Source organism: Chitinophaga qingshengii (genome assembly GCF_014529935.1).
Classification (GTDB): Bacteria; Bacteroidota; Bacteroidia; order Chitinophagales; family Chitinophagaceae; genus Chitinophaga; species Chitinophaga qingshengii.
Genome location: NZ_JACVFC010000006.1, coordinates 340,245 through 358,446, shown reverse-complemented (window position 1 = coordinate 358,446; position 18,202 = coordinate 340,245). Strand labels below are relative to the sequence as shown.

General features: G+C 48.1%; 14 protein-coding genes. 8 read left to right on the top strand and 6 right to left on the bottom strand.

Annotation, left to right across the window (positions count from 1 at the left end; all coding sequences use genetic code 11):
• Position 1: 1 nt before the first annotated feature.
• The 6 genes from ICL07_RS30920 to ICL07_RS30895 all read left to right on the top strand — a co-directional run bounded on the left by ICL07_RS30920 (position 2) and on the right by ICL07_RS30895 (position 9,608).
• The gene (locus ICL07_RS30920) at positions 2–1,081 is read left to right on the top strand and encodes a hypothetical protein (RefSeq protein ID WP_188091915.1); all 1,080 of its coding nucleotides are present in this window, start codon (positions 2–4) and stop codon (positions 1,079–1,081) included.
• Between the two features lie 45 nt (positions 1,082–1,126).
• On the top strand, positions 1,127–3,352 hold the full coding sequence (locus ICL07_RS30915) for a PAAR-like protein (protein ID WP_188091914.1): 2,226 nt from the start codon (positions 1,127–1,129) through the stop codon (positions 3,350–3,352).
• A 6-nt stretch (positions 3,353–3,358) separates the two neighbouring features.
• Positions 3,359–3,904, top strand: a complete 546-nt coding sequence (locus tag ICL07_RS30910; RefSeq protein ID WP_188091913.1) for a hypothetical protein — start codon at positions 3,359–3,361, stop codon at positions 3,902–3,904.
• 326 nt (positions 3,905–4,230) lie between these two features.
• Complete coding sequence (locus ICL07_RS30905; RefSeq protein ID WP_188091912.1) at positions 4,231–7,413, top strand: SusC/RagA family TonB-linked outer membrane protein; 3,183 nt, start codon at positions 4,231–4,233, stop codon at positions 7,411–7,413.
• A 13-nt stretch (positions 7,414–7,426) separates the two neighbouring features.
• Entirely contained in the window at positions 7,427–8,845 is a 1,419-nt protein-coding gene (locus ICL07_RS30900) for a SusD/RagB family nutrient-binding outer membrane lipoprotein (RefSeq protein ID WP_188091911.1), read from the top strand.
• Positions 8,846–8,990: 145 nt separating this feature from the next.
• Entirely contained in the window at positions 8,991–9,608 is a 618-nt protein-coding gene (locus ICL07_RS30895) for a hypothetical protein (RefSeq protein ID WP_188091910.1), read from the top strand.
• Here the strand turns inward: ICL07_RS30895 and ICL07_RS30890 are convergent.
• The 6 genes from ICL07_RS30890 to ICL07_RS30865 all read right to left on the bottom strand — a co-directional run bounded on the left by ICL07_RS30890 (position 9,605) and on the right by ICL07_RS30865 (position 15,319).
• Positions 9,605–10,195 carry a LutC/YkgG family protein gene (locus ICL07_RS30890; RefSeq protein ID WP_188091909.1) on the bottom strand — a complete coding sequence of 197 codons (591 nt, stop codon included), beginning with the start codon at positions 10,193–10,195 and terminating at the stop codon, positions 9,605–9,607. The two genes, ICL07_RS30895 and ICL07_RS30890, sit on opposite strands and share 4 nt — an antisense overlap.
• Positions 10,185–11,591 (bottom strand): lactate utilization protein B, encoded by a 1,407-nt coding sequence (locus ICL07_RS30885; RefSeq protein WP_188091908.1) that lies wholly within the window; start codon positions 11,589–11,591, stop codon positions 10,185–10,187. Before ICL07_RS30885 ends, ICL07_RS30890 begins: the two co-directional genes overlap by 11 nt.
• Positions 11,592–11,599: 8 nt before the next feature.
• On the bottom strand, positions 11,600–12,343 hold the full coding sequence (locus ICL07_RS30880) for a (Fe-S)-binding protein (RefSeq protein ID WP_188091907.1): 744 nt from the start codon (positions 12,341–12,343) through the stop codon (positions 11,600–11,602).
• Between the two features lie 45 nt (positions 12,344–12,388).
• Positions 12,389–13,174 (bottom strand): SDR family oxidoreductase, encoded by a 786-nt coding sequence (locus ICL07_RS30875; RefSeq protein WP_188091906.1) that lies wholly within the window; start codon positions 13,172–13,174, stop codon positions 12,389–12,391.
• A gap of 78 nt (positions 13,175–13,252) precedes the next feature.
• The gene (locus ICL07_RS30870) at positions 13,253–14,374 is read right to left on the bottom strand and encodes an acyltransferase family protein (protein WP_188091905.1); all 1,122 of its coding nucleotides are present in this window, start codon (positions 14,372–14,374) and stop codon (positions 13,253–13,255) included.
• 114 nt (positions 14,375–14,488) lie between these two features.
• Positions 14,489–15,319, bottom strand: coding sequence for a YitT family protein (locus ICL07_RS30865; RefSeq protein WP_188091904.1), 831 nt, complete (start codon positions 15,317–15,319; stop codon positions 14,489–14,491).
• Between the two features lie 660 nt (positions 15,320–15,979).
• Here ICL07_RS30865 and ICL07_RS30860 point away from each other — a divergent pair.
• Complete coding sequence (locus tag ICL07_RS30860; protein ID WP_188091903.1) at positions 15,980–16,855, top strand: type 2 periplasmic-binding domain-containing protein; 876 nt, start codon at positions 15,980–15,982, stop codon at positions 16,853–16,855.
• Between the two features lie 383 nt (positions 16,856–17,238).
• On the top strand, positions 17,239–18,081 hold the full coding sequence (locus ICL07_RS30855) for an energy transducer TonB (RefSeq protein WP_188091902.1): 843 nt from the start codon (positions 17,239–17,241) through the stop codon (positions 18,079–18,081).
• The last annotated feature ends 121 nt before the right edge of the window (positions 18,082–18,202 follow it).

The following is an 18,202-nucleotide window of genomic DNA, read 5'->3' as shown; positions in this document are numbered from 1 at the left end:
TATGCAGTATATCATACTACTCTTTATCACTATGATCTGGAATTCATTGAACGCCCAGCCGGAAACAGTAAAATTTCCGGCCGGAAATATTGCCTGGATACGGGACAGTCAGGGAACGATTACTCTCTATAATCCACAAGGGAAGCCCCGCTGCATTGTAACACCCGCCCAAAGGACTATTTTCGACTGTATGACCCGCGAAACCGGTTACCTGTACGACAGCCTGGTTAATATTCCTCCCAGCAGAAGTAATTGCAGGATCAAATACACTTACAATAATCTGGGTTTAAAAATTAAAGAAGACCGCTTTCAATGCAGCTCCGATGGCAAAAATGAGGTGTGGCACACCGCTTACGATAAATATGGTAATCCGGACGACCCCGCCTACACTTACGACGGCTTCGGCAGCATAACGGAGATACGGCGCGATGCCGATGAAATAACCTTTGCCAATATAAAACTGATGTTATCCAATCTGGGAAGTCTTACCAGAAATCTGTTTGACAAACAGCATTATCTCATTCGTCAACTGCATTTCCAGGGCAAAAAACAGTTTGCAGCTTCCTATGTACAATACGACGAACACCACCGGCTGAAAGAACGGTTCACCTATAACCACATATTGAAATGCATATCCGATTACCGTTGCTTCTATTATGCCAATGATACCACCACCGTGCCTTCCCTGCAGTTCAAATATGAACCCGGCTGGCAGGAGAACGTGTTATGGATAGAAGAAAGACACCGGGAAGGTTTAACGGAAACCCGCTCGGGCTATAATGTGTCCATCGCCGGTTATCACCTGGCCAAAATGACGGTTGAAGATTTTAGGGAAATGATCGCATCAGAAGAAAAAAAATGGGCGAATAACAAACCCATTCCCAAAACAATATGGACGCTTCTCTTCGATAACAAAAACCAGGTGACTGAATATAAGCTCTCCTACCCGCAAATACAGGGACAGGATGCCAGAACGGTCTTCGAAAGAGATCAGAACAACCGGATTGTCAAACAAACGGACTACGATGGCGGAAACAGGATAACCGATAACTGTCGGATGACCTATAATAGTATTTTCTAGATCAATGTTAACTCCCGGGGTACACACCCTTTAAACAACTGTAATATGAGTGATCAGAAAAAATTTGTACTGGATGGCGCTGTTTGCAAATGTTCGCAGAGCAAGGTCAGTGCAATCCTCAAAGTGACCTCTCAAACCAAAGTACGGATACAGGGTAAGTTAAAAGCCACAGAAAAGGACCTTCAGTTTATGCCGCCTTTTTTCGGTAATTGTAATAATGATCCCAAAAAGTCCTGTACACCGCAGTTACAGGCATGGCAACAGACTACCGCCACCACTACTTTTGGTGGTTCCAGTCAGTTCCTGCTGGAAAGTTCTTCCTGCAAATGCAGCCAGGGAGGCACTATTACCATCGATGACCACAAACAGGTGGACAATCCCGTTGAACCGGATCCGGTAGAAAACACCATCTTTATTGGTTGTATCCGGTTTTACCGGTCGGCCGACAATGCCGGTGGTGCATTTGGCATGAAAGACAATGGTTATAACGGGGAATTTGGCTTCGACGCCTTTAACAAGGCTACCTGTGCAGAAGGATTGATAGGGGAATACCAGGAACTTATTGGAATTACCCCGGCAGAGGATGCCATCAGCGGCGTGGCCAAATACCTGTGTCCCTACCTGTCCATATGGCCGCCGGATGTGGAAGGAAATACAGACAACAAAAAAAGCACCGTTACCCTGTATGTAAATGCACAAAAGGCATCTAAACTACTTAAATCCGATGCAGACATTGTTTTCTCTAGCTCCAACGCCAATATCACACTTAATACTACTACCCTCCATTTAAAAATTGATGATCCGGCTGTGCCATTGACCATCACCTGTAAAGGCCCGTTTGAAGAGGATGTGGCCATTACTGCTAAAGCAAAGGGTGAACCACAGGTGTTGGGAAAGCTCATCATCAAAGCCAATGCCGTACGCTACAAAACCATTATACAGCCGGTAGAGTTGAGCTTTGGCGCTCAGGCATCGGCCGCGATCAGCGCAATCCCGCATACACCGCTGATTAATGACCTGATCCGGTTTTTTAATACCCATTCCTTTAACCAGGCGTACATATACGGAGTGCCAGCCAACGATACCAAAAAAGTGACTTTCCAGGTAAGTGAATTTGAAAATGCCGGATTGCTGCTGCAGAAAGAAGATGGTAACAGGTATTTAAAAAAAGATACAGAAAATGATCCCGATACCGTTAGGTATAACAGGATGGTGGAACAACGGTTTGCCGCCTACCTGGTGAACCAGGAAAAAAAGCAGGCTGCCAGGGAAGACATGCAAAAGAAAGCGATAGAGGTATTGAAGCGTTTTGATAAACATTTTGAATTTAAAACGGGAAGGAAATCGCTTCAGTATACCTTAAAACAATATGAAGACAAGATTGCCTCCAAAGCATGGAATCATCCTGATGTACAAAAAGCATATGCTGATTATTCCGCTGCCAAGACATATTACGATACTATGGGCAGTGCGGATACGTGGCTGAAAAAAGATAAAATACTTTATTTCTTCTATACCAATGATATTTATGCCGCCAAAAAACCGGATGCCAAGGTGTTGGCATACTCGGAGACATTTTCCGGGGTAGCCCATATTTTTCAGGCGGCACTGACAGATACCGATGTCAACGGAGTCGTTATGCACGAACTGGGGCATGCGTTAGGGCTAAGGCATACATTTGACGAACAGGCCTTAGGGACCTATTCCATTAAAGAGCCGGGAAAAACATACAGAGATGATGTGAACGAAGAAATAAGGAGCAAAAAGGTGGATGTACATACAAAAGAGGGAATGGTTGAAAGAATGAAAAAAGACCAGAAAGCCGCGTCGAAAGAAGGATTGTCTTCCGCCCAAGTAGAAGGATTGGGACAAATGGAAAGTGATTACAGTTCCCTCGAAACTACTGTGAAAAAGTCTTTTGTGCCCAACCTGGATGATTTTGTTGCAACGGTAAATGATACTATACAAAAAGAAAATGGTACTTTTCAGCATACAAACTCTGGTGTAACTATAACATCTATTGAACAGGAAATAACAAAACTGGAAAGTGAAATAAAGGTATTGGAGGGTACAGCAAAAAGCGCAGAGAGGACCATGCTGCTTAAAAAGGCCAAAGCGCAACATTCAACAAAAGAGAATTATCTGGATTATTCGCAGGACAGCCAGGGAAACATGAGCCGCGATTTTAAACGAAAGACCTTTTATCAATGGCAATGGCAGTTTATGCAACTGGTGGGTAAAAGCAAAAGATATTTTGAAGAAATAAAATAACCGGCTATGAAACCTTATGCATTTTTATTTTTGATATCGATGGGGTTGGCGTCCTGCAGTAAAACCTGCTATTATGCCTTTACAGGAGGCGATGACTACGCTTATTGTACCATTGAGTATAATCCAAAGAAAAAAACGACTATCTACAGAGGATACGCTACAGATTATTCCTTTTCTCGTATCGGTTATTTGTATATAAAAAGTAAAGATAATGTTTCCCGGAAAAAAGAGCTGGTCATCACCCGGCCCATGGAGATTTATTATACCACTGATGGTTTGGACGTAGATCATTTTGACTATCTCCCCGATTGTCAAACGCCATTGAAAGATACTCCCCAGGGAGCTTTTATTAGTTATGCCGAAGAATACAGAAAGGATACGCTAGACCTGATGCCACATAATAACACCCCTTTTTTTGAAACAGAACCTTGTTATAAACGTTTAGGGCTTCGTTGGATGCCCCCATATATGGTGCCCGTTAAAAAAATAGATTATTCCAGGTTCCCTAAGCAGGTACAGCATCTTCACCTGAAAGACCCTGCCAGGCATTGATTCAGGCCTCCCTTCCTTATGTACATCAAGCTATATATCAAACACTTATTATCAACAAGAGATCTTCGCCAGTCAGCGTAATCAGCAATAATCCTATAAATCATAATTCTGTTTAGTCTATAGAATTTGTAGATTAATAAAACTTGATTATTTTTGCGCCGGATATCTACATATATACATTATGCGCACGCGGTCATTTTTTTTGTAACGACCGCACGCTCATGCCAACATCATGCACCAACGCTAAACCAAAACCAAATCGGTAGTAACGGAAAAACCATCGTTGTCCGCCATCGACCAGAACTGTTTTAAATCTCTCATTACGAATGAAGTATGTACAACGGCTACTCGGCCTGTTGCCCGCCTTATTGTGGCTACAGCAGAGCTTTGCCCAGGAAATCAGGGTAAGCGGGGTAGTGACCTCCCGCAATGATGCACAGCGTATACCCGGCGCCGTTATACGCGTCAAAGGCTCATCGCACGGCACACAAGCTGATGCAGATGGTAAATACGCCATCCAGGCACACACTACCGATACTTTACAGGTGTCTTTTATAGGCTTCCAGACAGCATTGATCCCGGTGGGTAATAACCGCGTGGTAAACATAGCCCTGGAAACGGCTGACAGCAAATTACAAGAGGTGGTGGTGACGGCATTAGGTATCTCCAAAGAAAAAAAATCGCTGGGATATGCAGTACAGGAGCTGAAATCCAAAGACATCGCGGAAGCCAGGGAAACCAACCTGGTAAACGCGCTCTCCGGAAAAATAGCCGGCGTACAGGTGACCAACAGCCAGGGTAACCTCGGCTCTTCCCGTATCGTTATCCGCGGGGAAACTTCCATCGCCGGAAATAACCAGCCACTGTTCATCCTCGATGGTATCCCGGTAGACAACAGCCAGCTGGGCATCGGCACGGGTCGTGACTTTGCCAATGCCATCTCCGATGTAAACCCGGACGATATCGCTTCCATCAGTGTGCTGAAAGGTCCCAATGCTGCTGCATTGTACGGTTCCCGCGCATCCAGCGGCGTGATCCTCATCAAAACAAAAACCGGCAAAGATGTGAAAAGCAGACTGGGTATCACCGTCAATTCCAACGCTACTTTCGATAGAGTACTTATCTTACCCGACTTCCAAAACGTATACGGACAAGGCGCCGGCGGACAGTTCTCCTACAAGGACGGTAAAGGCGGCGGCCTCAACGACGGCACCGACGAAAGCTGGGGACCTAAAATGGACGGCCGCCTGATCCCACAGTTCTTCTCCAATGGTGAAGCGGTTCCCTTTGTACCCCATCCCAACAACGTGAAAGATTTCTACGAGACCGGCTACACGCTAAACAACGGGCTGGCTGTTGGCGGCAGCTCCGAAAAGATCGACTATCGCTTTTCCTATAACAATACCAAACAGGTGGGTATCCTGCCCAATACCGGTATTAGCCGTAATACTTTCACCGCCAGCAATACCTTCCGTATTGCACCTAAACTGACACTTAGCACCTACGCCAATTACATCCGCAGCAGCGCAGATAACCTCCCCGGTGTGGACGGCAGAAGAGGTAACAGCGTAACGCTCCAGTTCATCTGGTTTGGCCGCCAGGTAGATGTATCCAAACTGCGGAATTATAAAAATCCCGATGGTACAGACTACAACTGGAACCACAGCTATTACAGCAACCCTTACTGGATTCAATACGAAAATACGGTAGGCCAGCTGCGTAACCGCTTCTTCGGAAACGCCCGGCTGTCCTACGAAATATCCAATTGGCTGACTGCTAATCTCCGCATCGGAACGGACTACTACCAGGATAGAAGAAAATATAAAATCGCTTATTATACCAACGGTACGCCTTTCGGTTCCTACACGGAAGATGCCTACGCTGTCAGTGAAACCAACGGTGAGTTTACGCTGAATGCAAAAAAACAACTGAGCCACGATTTCAACCTCGATGTACTGGCAGGTGGTAATATCCGTAACAACCGGTTCGAACAAAACTATCAGCAGGCGCCTAAACTGGCCGTGAAGGACGTTTACACACTTAATAACTCCCGCGATCCACTGCTCTCTACGAGTTATTTTTCCCGTCAGCGGGTATACAGTACCTTCGGTTCGGCACAACTCGGATTCCGCAACTACGCCTTCCTGAACGTCACTGCCCGTAATGATTGGTCTTCTACGCTGCCGGTAGAAAACAATTCGTATTTCTATCCTTCTGTTAATGGAAGCCTCGTATTGTCTGAAGCTTTCAATATCCAAAGCAAAGCGCTGACACTGCTCAAAGTCCGTGGTGGATGGGCGCAGGTAGGTAAAGACACCGACCCGTACCAGCTGATTAATACTTACCCGTTTAATCAGCCATTCGGCCCCAATCCGTTACTCACGGTGTCTGATAAATTCCTGAAAAGTGACCTCAAACCGGAAATTACCAGTTCAACAGAAGTGGGTCTGGAAGCAGGTTTTATAGATAACCGCATCCGCCTGGACCTTACCTGGTACCAGTCAAATAGCCGCAACCAGATACTGTTGGCCGATGTGAGTCCCACTACCGGCTACCTGAAAAAACTGATGAATGCCGGTGAAATCAACAATAAAGGTGTGGAAGTAATGCTGGGACTAACACCGGTGTCTACACGTTCCGGCTTCCGCTGGGATGTAAATATCAACTACGCCCGCAATGTGAGCAAGGTGGTGGAACTGGACAAGGAAGGTTTCCTTAACAGCTACGTACTGGGCAGTACCGGTAATATGCAGGTGCTGGCCAGCAAAGGCGAACGTTACGGCGCCCTCTATGGTACAGGCTATCTGCGCGATGCGCAAAACAGGATCATCGTCAACGCCGATGGTACGCCTGCTATCGACCCCAACAAAAAAATACTGGGTTACTATACGCCGAAATGGACCGGCGGCATCTACAATACTTTCACCTTTAAAGGTTTCAGTCTGGGCTTCCTGATTGATACCAAGCAAGGTGGCTCCATGTATTCCGGTACCAACTATACCGGCAACTATACCGGTGTGCTGGCTACCACGCTGCCGGGCCGCGACGAAGAACATGGCGGCTTGCCTTACTACCGCAGCGGTCAACAGAATATACAGCTGCCCTCGCATTCCGCTACAGCGCCCGGTGGCGCAGAAGTGCACCACGATGGTATTATCTTCGACGGCTATACGGCAGATGGCAAAAAGAACAATGTCGTTCTGGGAGCGGAAGACTATTATAAAGCGGTATACAACAGCAGTCTGAATGAAAGTTCGGTGTACGACGCTTCCTTTATCAAACTGCGGGAGATCAAACTGGGTTATACACTGCCTAAAACATTGACCGACCGTTGGAAGATACAAACTGTCAACATTGCACTGGTGGCGAGAAACCTGGGATATCTGCAAAAACATGTGCCCAACGTAGACCCGGAAACCGCCTTTAATACCGGCAATGGCCAGGGGTTGGAAACGCTGCAAATACCCACCACCCGCAGCATAGGCATTAACCTGAATGTTTCATTTTAATTACGCACCGGATATGAAAAAAATATTTCTGTTGTTAGCCATCGTGCTGCTGGCATCCTGCCGTAAAGAGCTGGAGCGGATCAACAAGAACCCGAATGAACCTACTACCGTGCAACCCGACTATCTGCTGAGCAACGGCATCAAAGCCAATGTAGATACCTACTGGGGACCGGATGCGGCGATGGACGGCTCTTTATTATATGTTCAGTACTGGTCCAAAATACAATATACCGATGCCGACCGGTACATCGCCGGCGCTGCCGGTACACAAACCGTATGGAGTAATTTTTATGCACAGGGCATCGAAGACTTCACTACCTTGGCGCAGCTGGGGGATAGCCTGCATAACCCCAATTATAAGGCGGTCGCGATTATCATGCGTTCCTGGATTTTCCAGCAGCTTACAGATCTCTATGGTGATATCCCTTACAAACAAGCTGGTCAGATTGCCAGTTATCTTACACCGGTGTATGACAGCCAGAAAGACGTGTATACCGGCCTGCTGACCGAACTGAAAGGTGCCGTGGCCACGCTCACGCCCGGTAGTAATAATATTGACGGCGATATCCTGCTGGGCGGCGATATTACCCGCTGGCGACAGTTTGCCAACGGTCTGCGCCTGCGTATTGCATTACGTATAGCCGACCGCGATAATGCAACTGCCAAAGCCGTGTTTGATGAAGTGACCGCCGCCGGCACGGCAGCCTTGCTACCCAAAGATGCTGTGGTGAAACTCAATTACCTCGCTTCTCCCAATCAAAACCCTGTAGGCCGAAACCGGGAAACGCGCAACGACTATCGTATCAGCAAATCCATCGTAGATAAACTGAAAGCGCTGAACGACCCACGGTTAAGCATATACGCTACGGTGCCCAAAGATACCAACGTGATCATCGGCGTTACCAACGGGCTACCCAGCGATTCTGCGGCCCGGCTGGGCTTCAGCAAAACTTCCGATGCGGGTGCTGTATTCACGGCTACCACTGCCCCGGCAGTGCTGTTCAGCTATACCGAACAGCAGTTTATCCTGGCGGAAGCCGCACAGCGCGGTTTGACCGCCGGCACTGCTGCTACGTTATATAACCAGGCTGTCACGGCTTCCTTTGTGCAATATGGCCTTGCCGAAAACGTTGCCCTTGCTTATCTGGCGCAACCTGGCGTGCTGTACGACGCGGTAAACTTTAAGAAAAGCATCGGTGAGCAGAAATGGCTCGCGCTCTTTGGACAAGGCATAGAAGCTTTCACAGAGTGGAGAAGGCTGGATTATCCTCAGCTGACGCCTGCCTATGCCGGTGCATTGGGAGGTAAGATGCCGTTACGGTTCAAGTATCCGTCCAGTGAGCAGTCGCTGAACGGCGCCAATTACAAGGCTGCTGTAGCCCGCCAGGGAGCGGATCTGTTGACCACCAAGCTCTGGTTTGACGTGTACTAGTTGTATAGTTGCTGATAAATTAAAAGCCGGCGTGAAGGTTCATGCCGGCTTTTTTATTATAATTTTTTAAAATATACATATAAAAATTTTACATATAATACGGAAAATTTTTAATTTAGCCGGCGATCAACAGACCGGGAATGTTATGCAAAGAGTATTTTTATCCTTATTGATGCTATGTGCCACCGCTTGCCATCATCCTACTACTGAAGATGAACCCACCGCCGTACCGGCTCCCTCGGAAATAGCGCTGACCTCTCTGGAGGAAGAAGATTCGGTGCAGAAAACACATGAAGACATTGACTGGAAAGAGATAGAAGCGTTACCCTTTTCAAAAGCGCTGATTGATAATAAAGTGCCGTTACACACTACTTTACCCCGTTTTAAAGCAGTGCTGGGAGAGGCGGACAGCCTGGTGAAGCCCAATATGGACTACCTCTGCGGTACCCAATTCGACGACGAATTCCAGTACTTCTATAAAGACGGCTCCCGCTACGAACTGCACAACGATACCCTGTTATGCAGCGAGTTCCGGCTTACACCGGAGCACAGTATTGTGTACAAGGGTATTACCTTCAGTCAGGCTACCACCTGGGCGGATATGAAAAAACATTTCCCCAGGGCGGTACAACAGGCGGAAAATGGTGGTTATACGGACATGATCACCCTGCGGGACGCGGATGTGGAAGACAGTGACAGCAGTATACATTGTTATTTTGAAGACGGGAAACTGGTACGCATCGTCTATTTCGTTCCTTGCTAGGGCAATAAGTATACACGCAGACTTCTGGCGCCTTGCGCGCCATGTACCAGCACGGCGCCGATATCAGCGGTGGCGGATGGTCCCATCATAAAACAGCCATAGGCGGTATCTTCGAGGTGTACCCGCAGATACGCGTCGTACATATCTCCTACAATAGCCTGTGGCGATAACAGGATAACCAGGTGTTGTGACAGGAACCCCAGCGCATTGACTACCAGGTCTTCTTCGGTAAGCCATACCATCCCATTTTCAGCCACGCCAAAACGGGCGCGGATAACGCCTACGGCTACATCGGCCAGTTCATGCGGGTTTTTAACGGCATGGATGTCACGATCACCGGTTATTTCAGGGGTTGCTGAACAAATGATTCCGGCGTCTGCATATTGTGATACCAGCAGAGCCTGCGCAGCGGCGGCATCTGCCAGGTGGAACACCTCTCCGCCGGCATCTTTTACACGGTCTTCAAAGGCGGCGAGTAAATCAGCTGCGGTACGTGGAAAATCCGGTATTTCCGGATACGCAATTTTGTGAGTGGGCATCTGGCGCTCCACGGCTGCCAGTACCTGACTACGACTGTTATGTTCCATGTTCATTGTTTTTGGCCTTGTATTGTAAATACCATTCCCGGAATGTTTGTCCGGCGAAATGGGGTAACTCACGGTGACGCCCCCACGGATTTAATACCCGGTTGTACAGCAGGAAGTTGGGGGTGAACTTCAACGCTCCGCTGGCCATGGTTTCGGCACTGCGGAACAACTGCGGATGTTCGAATATTTTACCGGCGGTGCCAAATGCCAGCCGGCGCGCTGCCGGCAGATATTTTTTGGCGGCCATCACTTTCCGCCATTGCAGGATCTGATCGCTGATATTGATCTTCACCGGGCATACTTCTGTACAGGAACCACATAACGAAGAATGGTAGGGAAGTTCACTGTATTTGGATTCATCGAAAGTAGGATCGAGGATAATACCGATAGGGCCGGAATAAGTGGCGCCATAGGCCAGTCCGCCACTGCGGCGGTATACAGGGCAGGTGTTCATACAGGCGCCGCAACGGATACATTTCAGGGATGTCCAAAACTCGGGCATGCCTAATCGTTTGCTCCGGCCGTTGTCGGTCAGGATGATGTGCAGTTCGCCGCCTTTGCGTGGTCCGCTGAAATGAGAGGTGTATTGTGTAGCCAGCGTACCCAGTGCGCTGCGCGATAACAGGCGGATAAAAATGCCGAGGTCTTTTACTTTGGGCAAAAGCTTCTCAATGCCGATGCTGGCAATATGCACGGGCGGTACCGATGCACCGATATCGGCATTGCCTTCGTTGGTACATACTACAAAACTGCCTGTTTCCGCAATGGCGAAATTGGCGCCCGTCATGCCGGCGCCGGCTTCCAAGAAACGTTTTCGCGCATCGTTGCGCATGGCTTCTGTAAGATAATGCGGATCGGTGTTGGCGGGATCGGTACCAATGTTACGGGCAAATAACTGCGCAACATCTTCCCGGGTTTTATGGATGGCAGGCATCACGATATGACTGGGAGGCTGATCGTCCAGCTGTTGGATACGTTCTCCCAGGTCCGATTCAGTGACAGTGATACCGCGGTTTTCCAGGAAAGCAGTCATGCCGCATTCTTCCTGCAACATAGACTTGCTTTTGATAACGGAACTGATATTTTTTTCCCGGAGGATGTCCCACACATGTTGATTGTGTTCTGCTGCGTCCCTGGCCCAGTATACTTTAGCGCCACGGCTGGTGGCATTTTTTTCAAATTCGGTGAGGTATTGGAGTAGATGGGTGAGGGTATGTTCCTTGATCTGAGATGCCAGCTGGCGCAGTGTTTCCCATTCCGGTACTTCCCGGGCGGCGGCATCCCGTTTCATGCGGGCTGCCCAAAGGTTTTTATCGTGCATGGGTTCATGCACCTCGTCCTGTGCCAGGAAGGCGGCGGCTTGAGCGGCTACATCTACTTTTTTATCATCTTCCATAAAAAATATTAAAAAGGACCTCCGTTCAGCACTTGTGCAATATGCAGGAATTTCAGGTGAATGCCTGCTTTGCGGGCAATACCCTGTTGATGCATGAGACATGACATATCGGGGGAAACAACAAACTCGGCGTCGTGCCGCAGATAGTCATGTACTTTGTCGATGCCCATGCTGGCACTCACCGCTTCGTCAGTTACACAGAAGGTGCCCCCGAAACCACAGCATTCGTCCGGCCGGTCCATAGGTACCAGTTCCAGGCCTTCTACCATCTGTAATAGTTTGGCTGATTTATTAAAAGGAGTACCCATGATTTCAGAGGAACGGGCAATGCCCAGTCCGCGGATAGAACTACAACTATTATGCAAACCCACTTTATAGCGGAAATAGGCCCAGGGAAAGGCTTCTACTTTGAGGATATCGTGGAGAAATTCCACCAGTTCGTAGGTCCGTTCCCGTACATGCAACACATCGGGATCTTGCGGAATAGCGTCCAGATGATATTTTACATGTTTTACGCAACTACCTGCCGGGCCTACGATATAATCAAACTCCCGGAAGTTATTCACAAACAATTGTTCGGCAGCAGCGGAATGTTGCTGGTCGCCTTCATTGGCCATAGGCTGGCCGCAACAGGTTTGATTGAGCGGATACACGATTTCCACGCCGAAGCGCTCCAGCAGCTCCAGCGTGGCGATGCCGGCTTCCGGATAGATGGCATCAATATAACAGGGAATAAACAAACCAACCTTCATACTTATGCTTAACAGCTAAGTGACAGTATTGGTTGACCGTCATCTTTAGGATACCGGTGTTCTGCCGCCATCTACGGCGATGCTGGTACCAGTTACGTATGAGGCGGCCGGTGAGGCGAGGAAAGCAGCCATAGCGGCTATTTCATGTGCTTCGCCGAATCGTTTCATAGGTATTTCTTCCCGCCATTCTTCGGCTATTGTTTCGGAAGATACCTGCCTGGCCGCTGCGCTATTGTTGAATAGTTTATCCAGTCGTTCGGTGCGGGTGGAGCCGGGCAGTACATTATTGACCGTTATACCGTACTGAGCCACTTCATTGGCCAGTGTTTTGGCCCAGGCGGCCACAGCCCAGCGGATGGTGTTGGACACGCCCAGGTTTTTCAGCGGTGTTTTTACGGAGGTGGATATAATATTGATAATACGGCCATAGCCTGCCTGTATCATACCGGGTACCAGGGCTTGCGCCAGTACCTGGTTGCAGAGCACATGCTGCGAAAAGGTATCGGCAAAGGCGGAAGTGGAGGCTTGTAGGATGGGACCGGCAGCCGGTCCTCCACTATTGTTTACCAATACATGCACCGGGCCTTCCAGGGCCAGATCGGCGGCCAGGTCGGTAACGGCCTCCAGGTCGGCGAAGTCGGAAACAATATAACGATGGGCTTGTCCGGTACGGGCCGGTAGCAGGGCAACAGCAGCCTTCAGCTTTTCTTCATTCCGGGCGGTGAGGATACAGGTAGCGCCCAGGGCGGCAAGTTCTATGGCCGTAGCAAGACCGATACCTTGTGAACTGCCGCATACCAGTGCGGTTTTACCTTCTAAGGAGAGATTCATATTTTTTTATTTAGATATTTAGCTATTTAGGGAGTCTTTAAATAGCCAAATATCTAAATAAAAAAATGGTTAAATAGTTTATACGCGGACGTAGATTTTCCGTTTGTCAAGGAAGAAACCTACTGTCCAGCAGAGTAGCATAAAGGTGAGGGAGAATAGGAGAGACCCGAATTTGCCAGGTGACCAGGACTGGAAGAACTGATCGTTGATCCACTGGTACAGTGATTGGTCGCCTATCCGTATAAAATAAAATAGGATGGCGAGCACTTCAGATAACAGGTAGAGAAACAAGGGGTTCTTACCAAATACGGTAAAGAAGCCGGTCCCTTTGGTAACACCTGCCATATCAATCAGCTGTATCAATACAGATAATAATATCAGGTCGATGCCTACCGTAAGTAACACATAGGAGCTGGTCCACAGTTTTTTATTAATCGGGAAAACGGTGTTCCAGGCATAGGCCAGTATAATCAGCAGTGCGCCGACAGCAACCATCCGCAGCAGTCCCTGCTGTGTGCGGCCATGTTTTTGCACAAAAAGACCGGCGTAGTAGCCCGCTATCACGTTTACCACAGCGGGTAAGGTGCTGAGAATACCTTCCGGGTCGAAGGCAAAACCTTCTCCGTGGTAGAGGTGGTTGTCGCCCAGGATCATTTTATCCAGTGTGAGTCCGGCATTGCCGTGAATACCGTATTGATCGCCGGGAGTGCCGCAGAACCAGAGAATGGCCCAATAGCCAAACAGGAACAGGGCGCTGACAGCCCACACGCCTTTTTTCGGGAGATAATGAATGAGTAGCGAACCGATACCATAACATAGTGCGATGCGTTGCAATACCCCCAGTACACGGGTATGGCTGAACGGTTTGAAGGCCAGTCCGGCATCGGTATGTTCTACAAAGGGAAACCAGTACATGAGGTATCCCAGCAGAAATATCAGGAAAGTACGTTTGAAGATTTTGGCTAAAACAGCGGAGTTACCCAGCTGTTCATATTTCTTCATGCTGAAGCTCATGGCGTTGCCCACGGCAAAAAGGAAGGAAGGAAATACCAGATCGGTGGGTGTCCATCCATGCCAGGGGGCATGGTCCAGCGGCCAGTAAGTACCTCCTGTGCCGCCGGTGTTTACAATGATCATGAAGCAAACAGTCATGCCGCGGAACACGTCCAGCGGTAAAAAGCGTTGGGAGCTTTGAGTCATTTTCCCCGGGTTATTGGTTGACAAGATGGTAAGGAATGCGTTTGAGTGTCTACAATATAGACATCTCTTTCCCAAAATCCAAATACCCGGGAAAAAATGAATGACTGGAAAGTTTTATTTGGAGAAGCCGCGGCCTAATACTTCGTGCACTTCGTGAATCACAACAAACGCTTCAGGATCAGCTTTCTGTACCAGTTCTTTGAGGCGCATCAGCTCCTGTTTGCCGATTACTACATATAATACTTCTTTCCGGTCGCCGGTATAGGCGCCATGACCATGTAATACGGTGGCGCCCCGTTGCATTTCCCCGGTGATCTTTTCGGCTATCTGGGGAGTATGCTGGGAGATAATGGTAATAGCCCTTTTGGTATTCAGACCGTCTACAATATAATCTACGGCCCTGGCGCCGATGTATACGGCAATAAAGGTATAAAGGGTTTTCTCCAGGCCGATGATGAAGGCGGATGCTGCAATTACTACAATATCAAAGATGAGCATCGCATTGCCGAGCGACCAGCCGAAGTATTTCTGGCACATCCGGGCTACGATGGCCGAGCCTCCGGTAGTGCCGCCGGAAAGGAATACCAGGCCTATGCCAATGCCGACCAGCAGACCGGCAAAAATGGCCGCCAGCAAGGTGTTGGAGGTGACCGGCGTCAGGTTGTTTTCTGTCAGGTACAGGAACAGGGAACAAAAGATGATGCCCAGTATCGTGTATAACATCACCCGCCGGTCCAGCAGCCGGTAACCCGCTACTATCAGGAATGCGTTGATGATCAGGTTGGTAATGCCGGGCGACCAGCCAAAGTAATAATAGGTAACGATGGTAATACCGATAACCCCGCCTTCGGAAAGTTTATTGGGGATGGCCAGGTAATTGATACCTACCGCAAATATCAATGCGCCAACGATCAGCAGCAGGATATTCTTCACATGTGATTTCATAGGGCAAAAATAGATTATTTATGCACGCAGCGATGGTTGTCTCGCAAAGAGCGCAAAGATTTTTGTTTGATGTAAGTACGCAAAGGAGCGGAGACCGACCGCCAGATTATGTTATGTTTTCCCGGTATATCTAGCGGTAAACAAGTTTTAATGTAAAACATGGTCTCCACTCCTTTGCGTACTTACATCAAACAAAAATCTTTGCGCCCTTTGCGAGAAAAAATCTTTGTGAGAAAAAATTTGGAATTATTAAAACTCGATGTATATTTGTCTACCAATTCAGTAGACTAATAGTTTACGACAGGGAGAATAAGGCAATACTCCCGGCATCCTTTGATCCACCAGCAAAGAGCAGCCGCCATTAATTGACAATTGTGTTAAACAATACACTATGAACCGGCATACTCAGGACTGTGGACTACGTTCCCAAGCGTTGATAATATCAAAGGTAAACGATACCTGTTTCCATCATATGATTGTGCTGCAAGGTTGTTGTAGCTGTTGACAAATACATCTTTGCGTTCTGTAAGCTGTAAATAGAATGCCTGGTCAGGCCTGCGGGGATGGTATGCTGCAAATTTATTGGTGGTAAATTTTTCAGTATCATACCTACCCGCGCCTTCCTGGCATATCATATGATTGATTCCAAAATCGCTTGCTATGAAAATTGTAGGATACATGCTCCTGGTGGCTGCAGGGTTTATCACTTCTCCTGTCAGCGCCCGCCAGGTTTCAGATACTATAACGGTTACGGGTACACGTTTTACTTTCCCCCTGGTACAGGAATGGATTGACCAGTTCCGGCAAACGCACCCCCAAACCATATTCCGGCTGGTATCTCCCAGAGATCCGGCAGCATCACAGGCAGTAATACATTTTGTTGCCCAACGGATCAGCCAGAAAAAAGAAACCTTTCAATACACACCGGTGGCCCGTTACGCCCTGCTGCCGGTTACCAATACCAAAAGCGGATACGCCGCCAAACCATTAACGGTAGATGCTTTGCGGGCATTATACTTTAAACGGAACGGGGGAGAAACCACTTCGGAAAAAGCAGTGGTATACAATCGCAGGGAGAAATCCTGCGCGCCGGTAACCTTTGCATCCTTTTATGGTGCTGCTTTTGAAGATATTAAAGGGAAACAGGTGCCGGGAGATGACCAGCAACTGCTCAAGGCTGTACAGGAAGATCCGGATGCTATATCGTTTAATAACCCCGGTTTCATCTACGACCTGCGCAACCGTAAACCCGTACACGATATTGCCGTGATCCCGCTCGATCTGAACGGCAACGGTCAACTGGAAAATACAGAAGATTTTTACGCCGATCTCGATGTGCTGATCCGACGCCTGGAAACCGCGCCCCCGGCAGGTATTCCCATAGAAGACGTCGTATTGAGTTACGATCGGTCGCTCGATAAAAACAAACCCATTATCCGCGAGTGGATACAATACATCCAGGCTGCCGGCCAGGAACAGTTACACCACTTCGGTTTCCTGACTACTTCACCTGCTACGGCGGCTGTCAACCGATAACTAACGGAAGCTATATACTCCGGTCAAGAGGCATTATCCTAAACAATACTGGTGGGTGTTGCAGGATGATTGCCTCCACCGCCGGGGATTATCACCTTACTTTATTTATCCTATGAGAACGCCTGTTGATCATCAGGAAAAAAACTAATGATAAAGGGCGTACTAACGTAAACGCTTATACTTTTTTCGGAAAGCCTAATTTTATCAGGAAGGAACCACTTGTTTTCAGGTAAGGCTCCCAGTGCCAGCAAGTCCCGGTCGCATGCCGGGGCTTCTTTTTTATACAGATCAACCCCCCGCTGTAGTCACCCCTCCGGAAAATATTTTTCATTTTTCTTATGGAAAATATTTTTCCTCCACATCTAGTTAAAAAACAAATTACCATGGACTCAGCTAAAATCCCGGGGAATGAATTCCTCGACATCCTTTTCGAAGGAAGAAACAAAGATTATGGGGCCTACTCATTGCGCAACCGTTATGATCGTCGTGTACGCAATGCCGTTATGGGTACCGCTTCTATTGTATTGGTGATGGTGGGTGGATATGCTTTGAACAATACATTAATGGCAAAAGATAAGATAGGGCCGCTCACCGTAAGGGAAACGCCCACTATGATTAATCCGATAGAAGAGGTGATTCCGGACCCGGTTATACCGCCACCTCCTCCGGTACAGTCAACTCCGCCGCCGGCAGCGCCTACCGTTGATTTTGCCACCCTGGCTGTAGTACCCGACAAAGATGTAAGACCAGATGAAGAGCCTCCAAAAATCAGAGACATCGGAGACAACGCCATTGGTTTTGAAAAAACAGACGGAGATCCGAATGGTGTACCGGATGGATTGGTGGATGTAAGAGGAACTACAACGGGTGTAGTTACTGCACCACCGGCACCAGAGCGTGATGAGATCCGTACTTTTGTAGAAATAATGCCGGAATTTCCCGGTGGAGAAGAAGCCTTGATGAAGTATTTGAGCAGAAACCTGAATTACCCGCGCATGGCGCAGGAGAACGGTGTTGCAGGTACTATCTTCCTACAGTTTGTAGTAAGCAGAGACGGTTCTATCTCCGAAGTGAAAACAGTCGGTGCAGCTAAAGGCGCTGGCCTGGAAGAAGAAGCGATACGTGTAGTACGTAAGATGCCGAAGTGGAGGCCCGGTAAACAAAACGGTCAATTTGTGACAGTACTCTTCAGCCTGCCCATTAGCTTCCGTCTCGACAACCAGTAATACCGGCCTGCATCCATTTAACAGGAATCACCTATACACTTTCCTTCCGCCCTTTTCCAAAAACTTTAATTCATTTAACCTTAAAAAAAACTGCAATCAACCGATTGTTCAAATCCCTTAT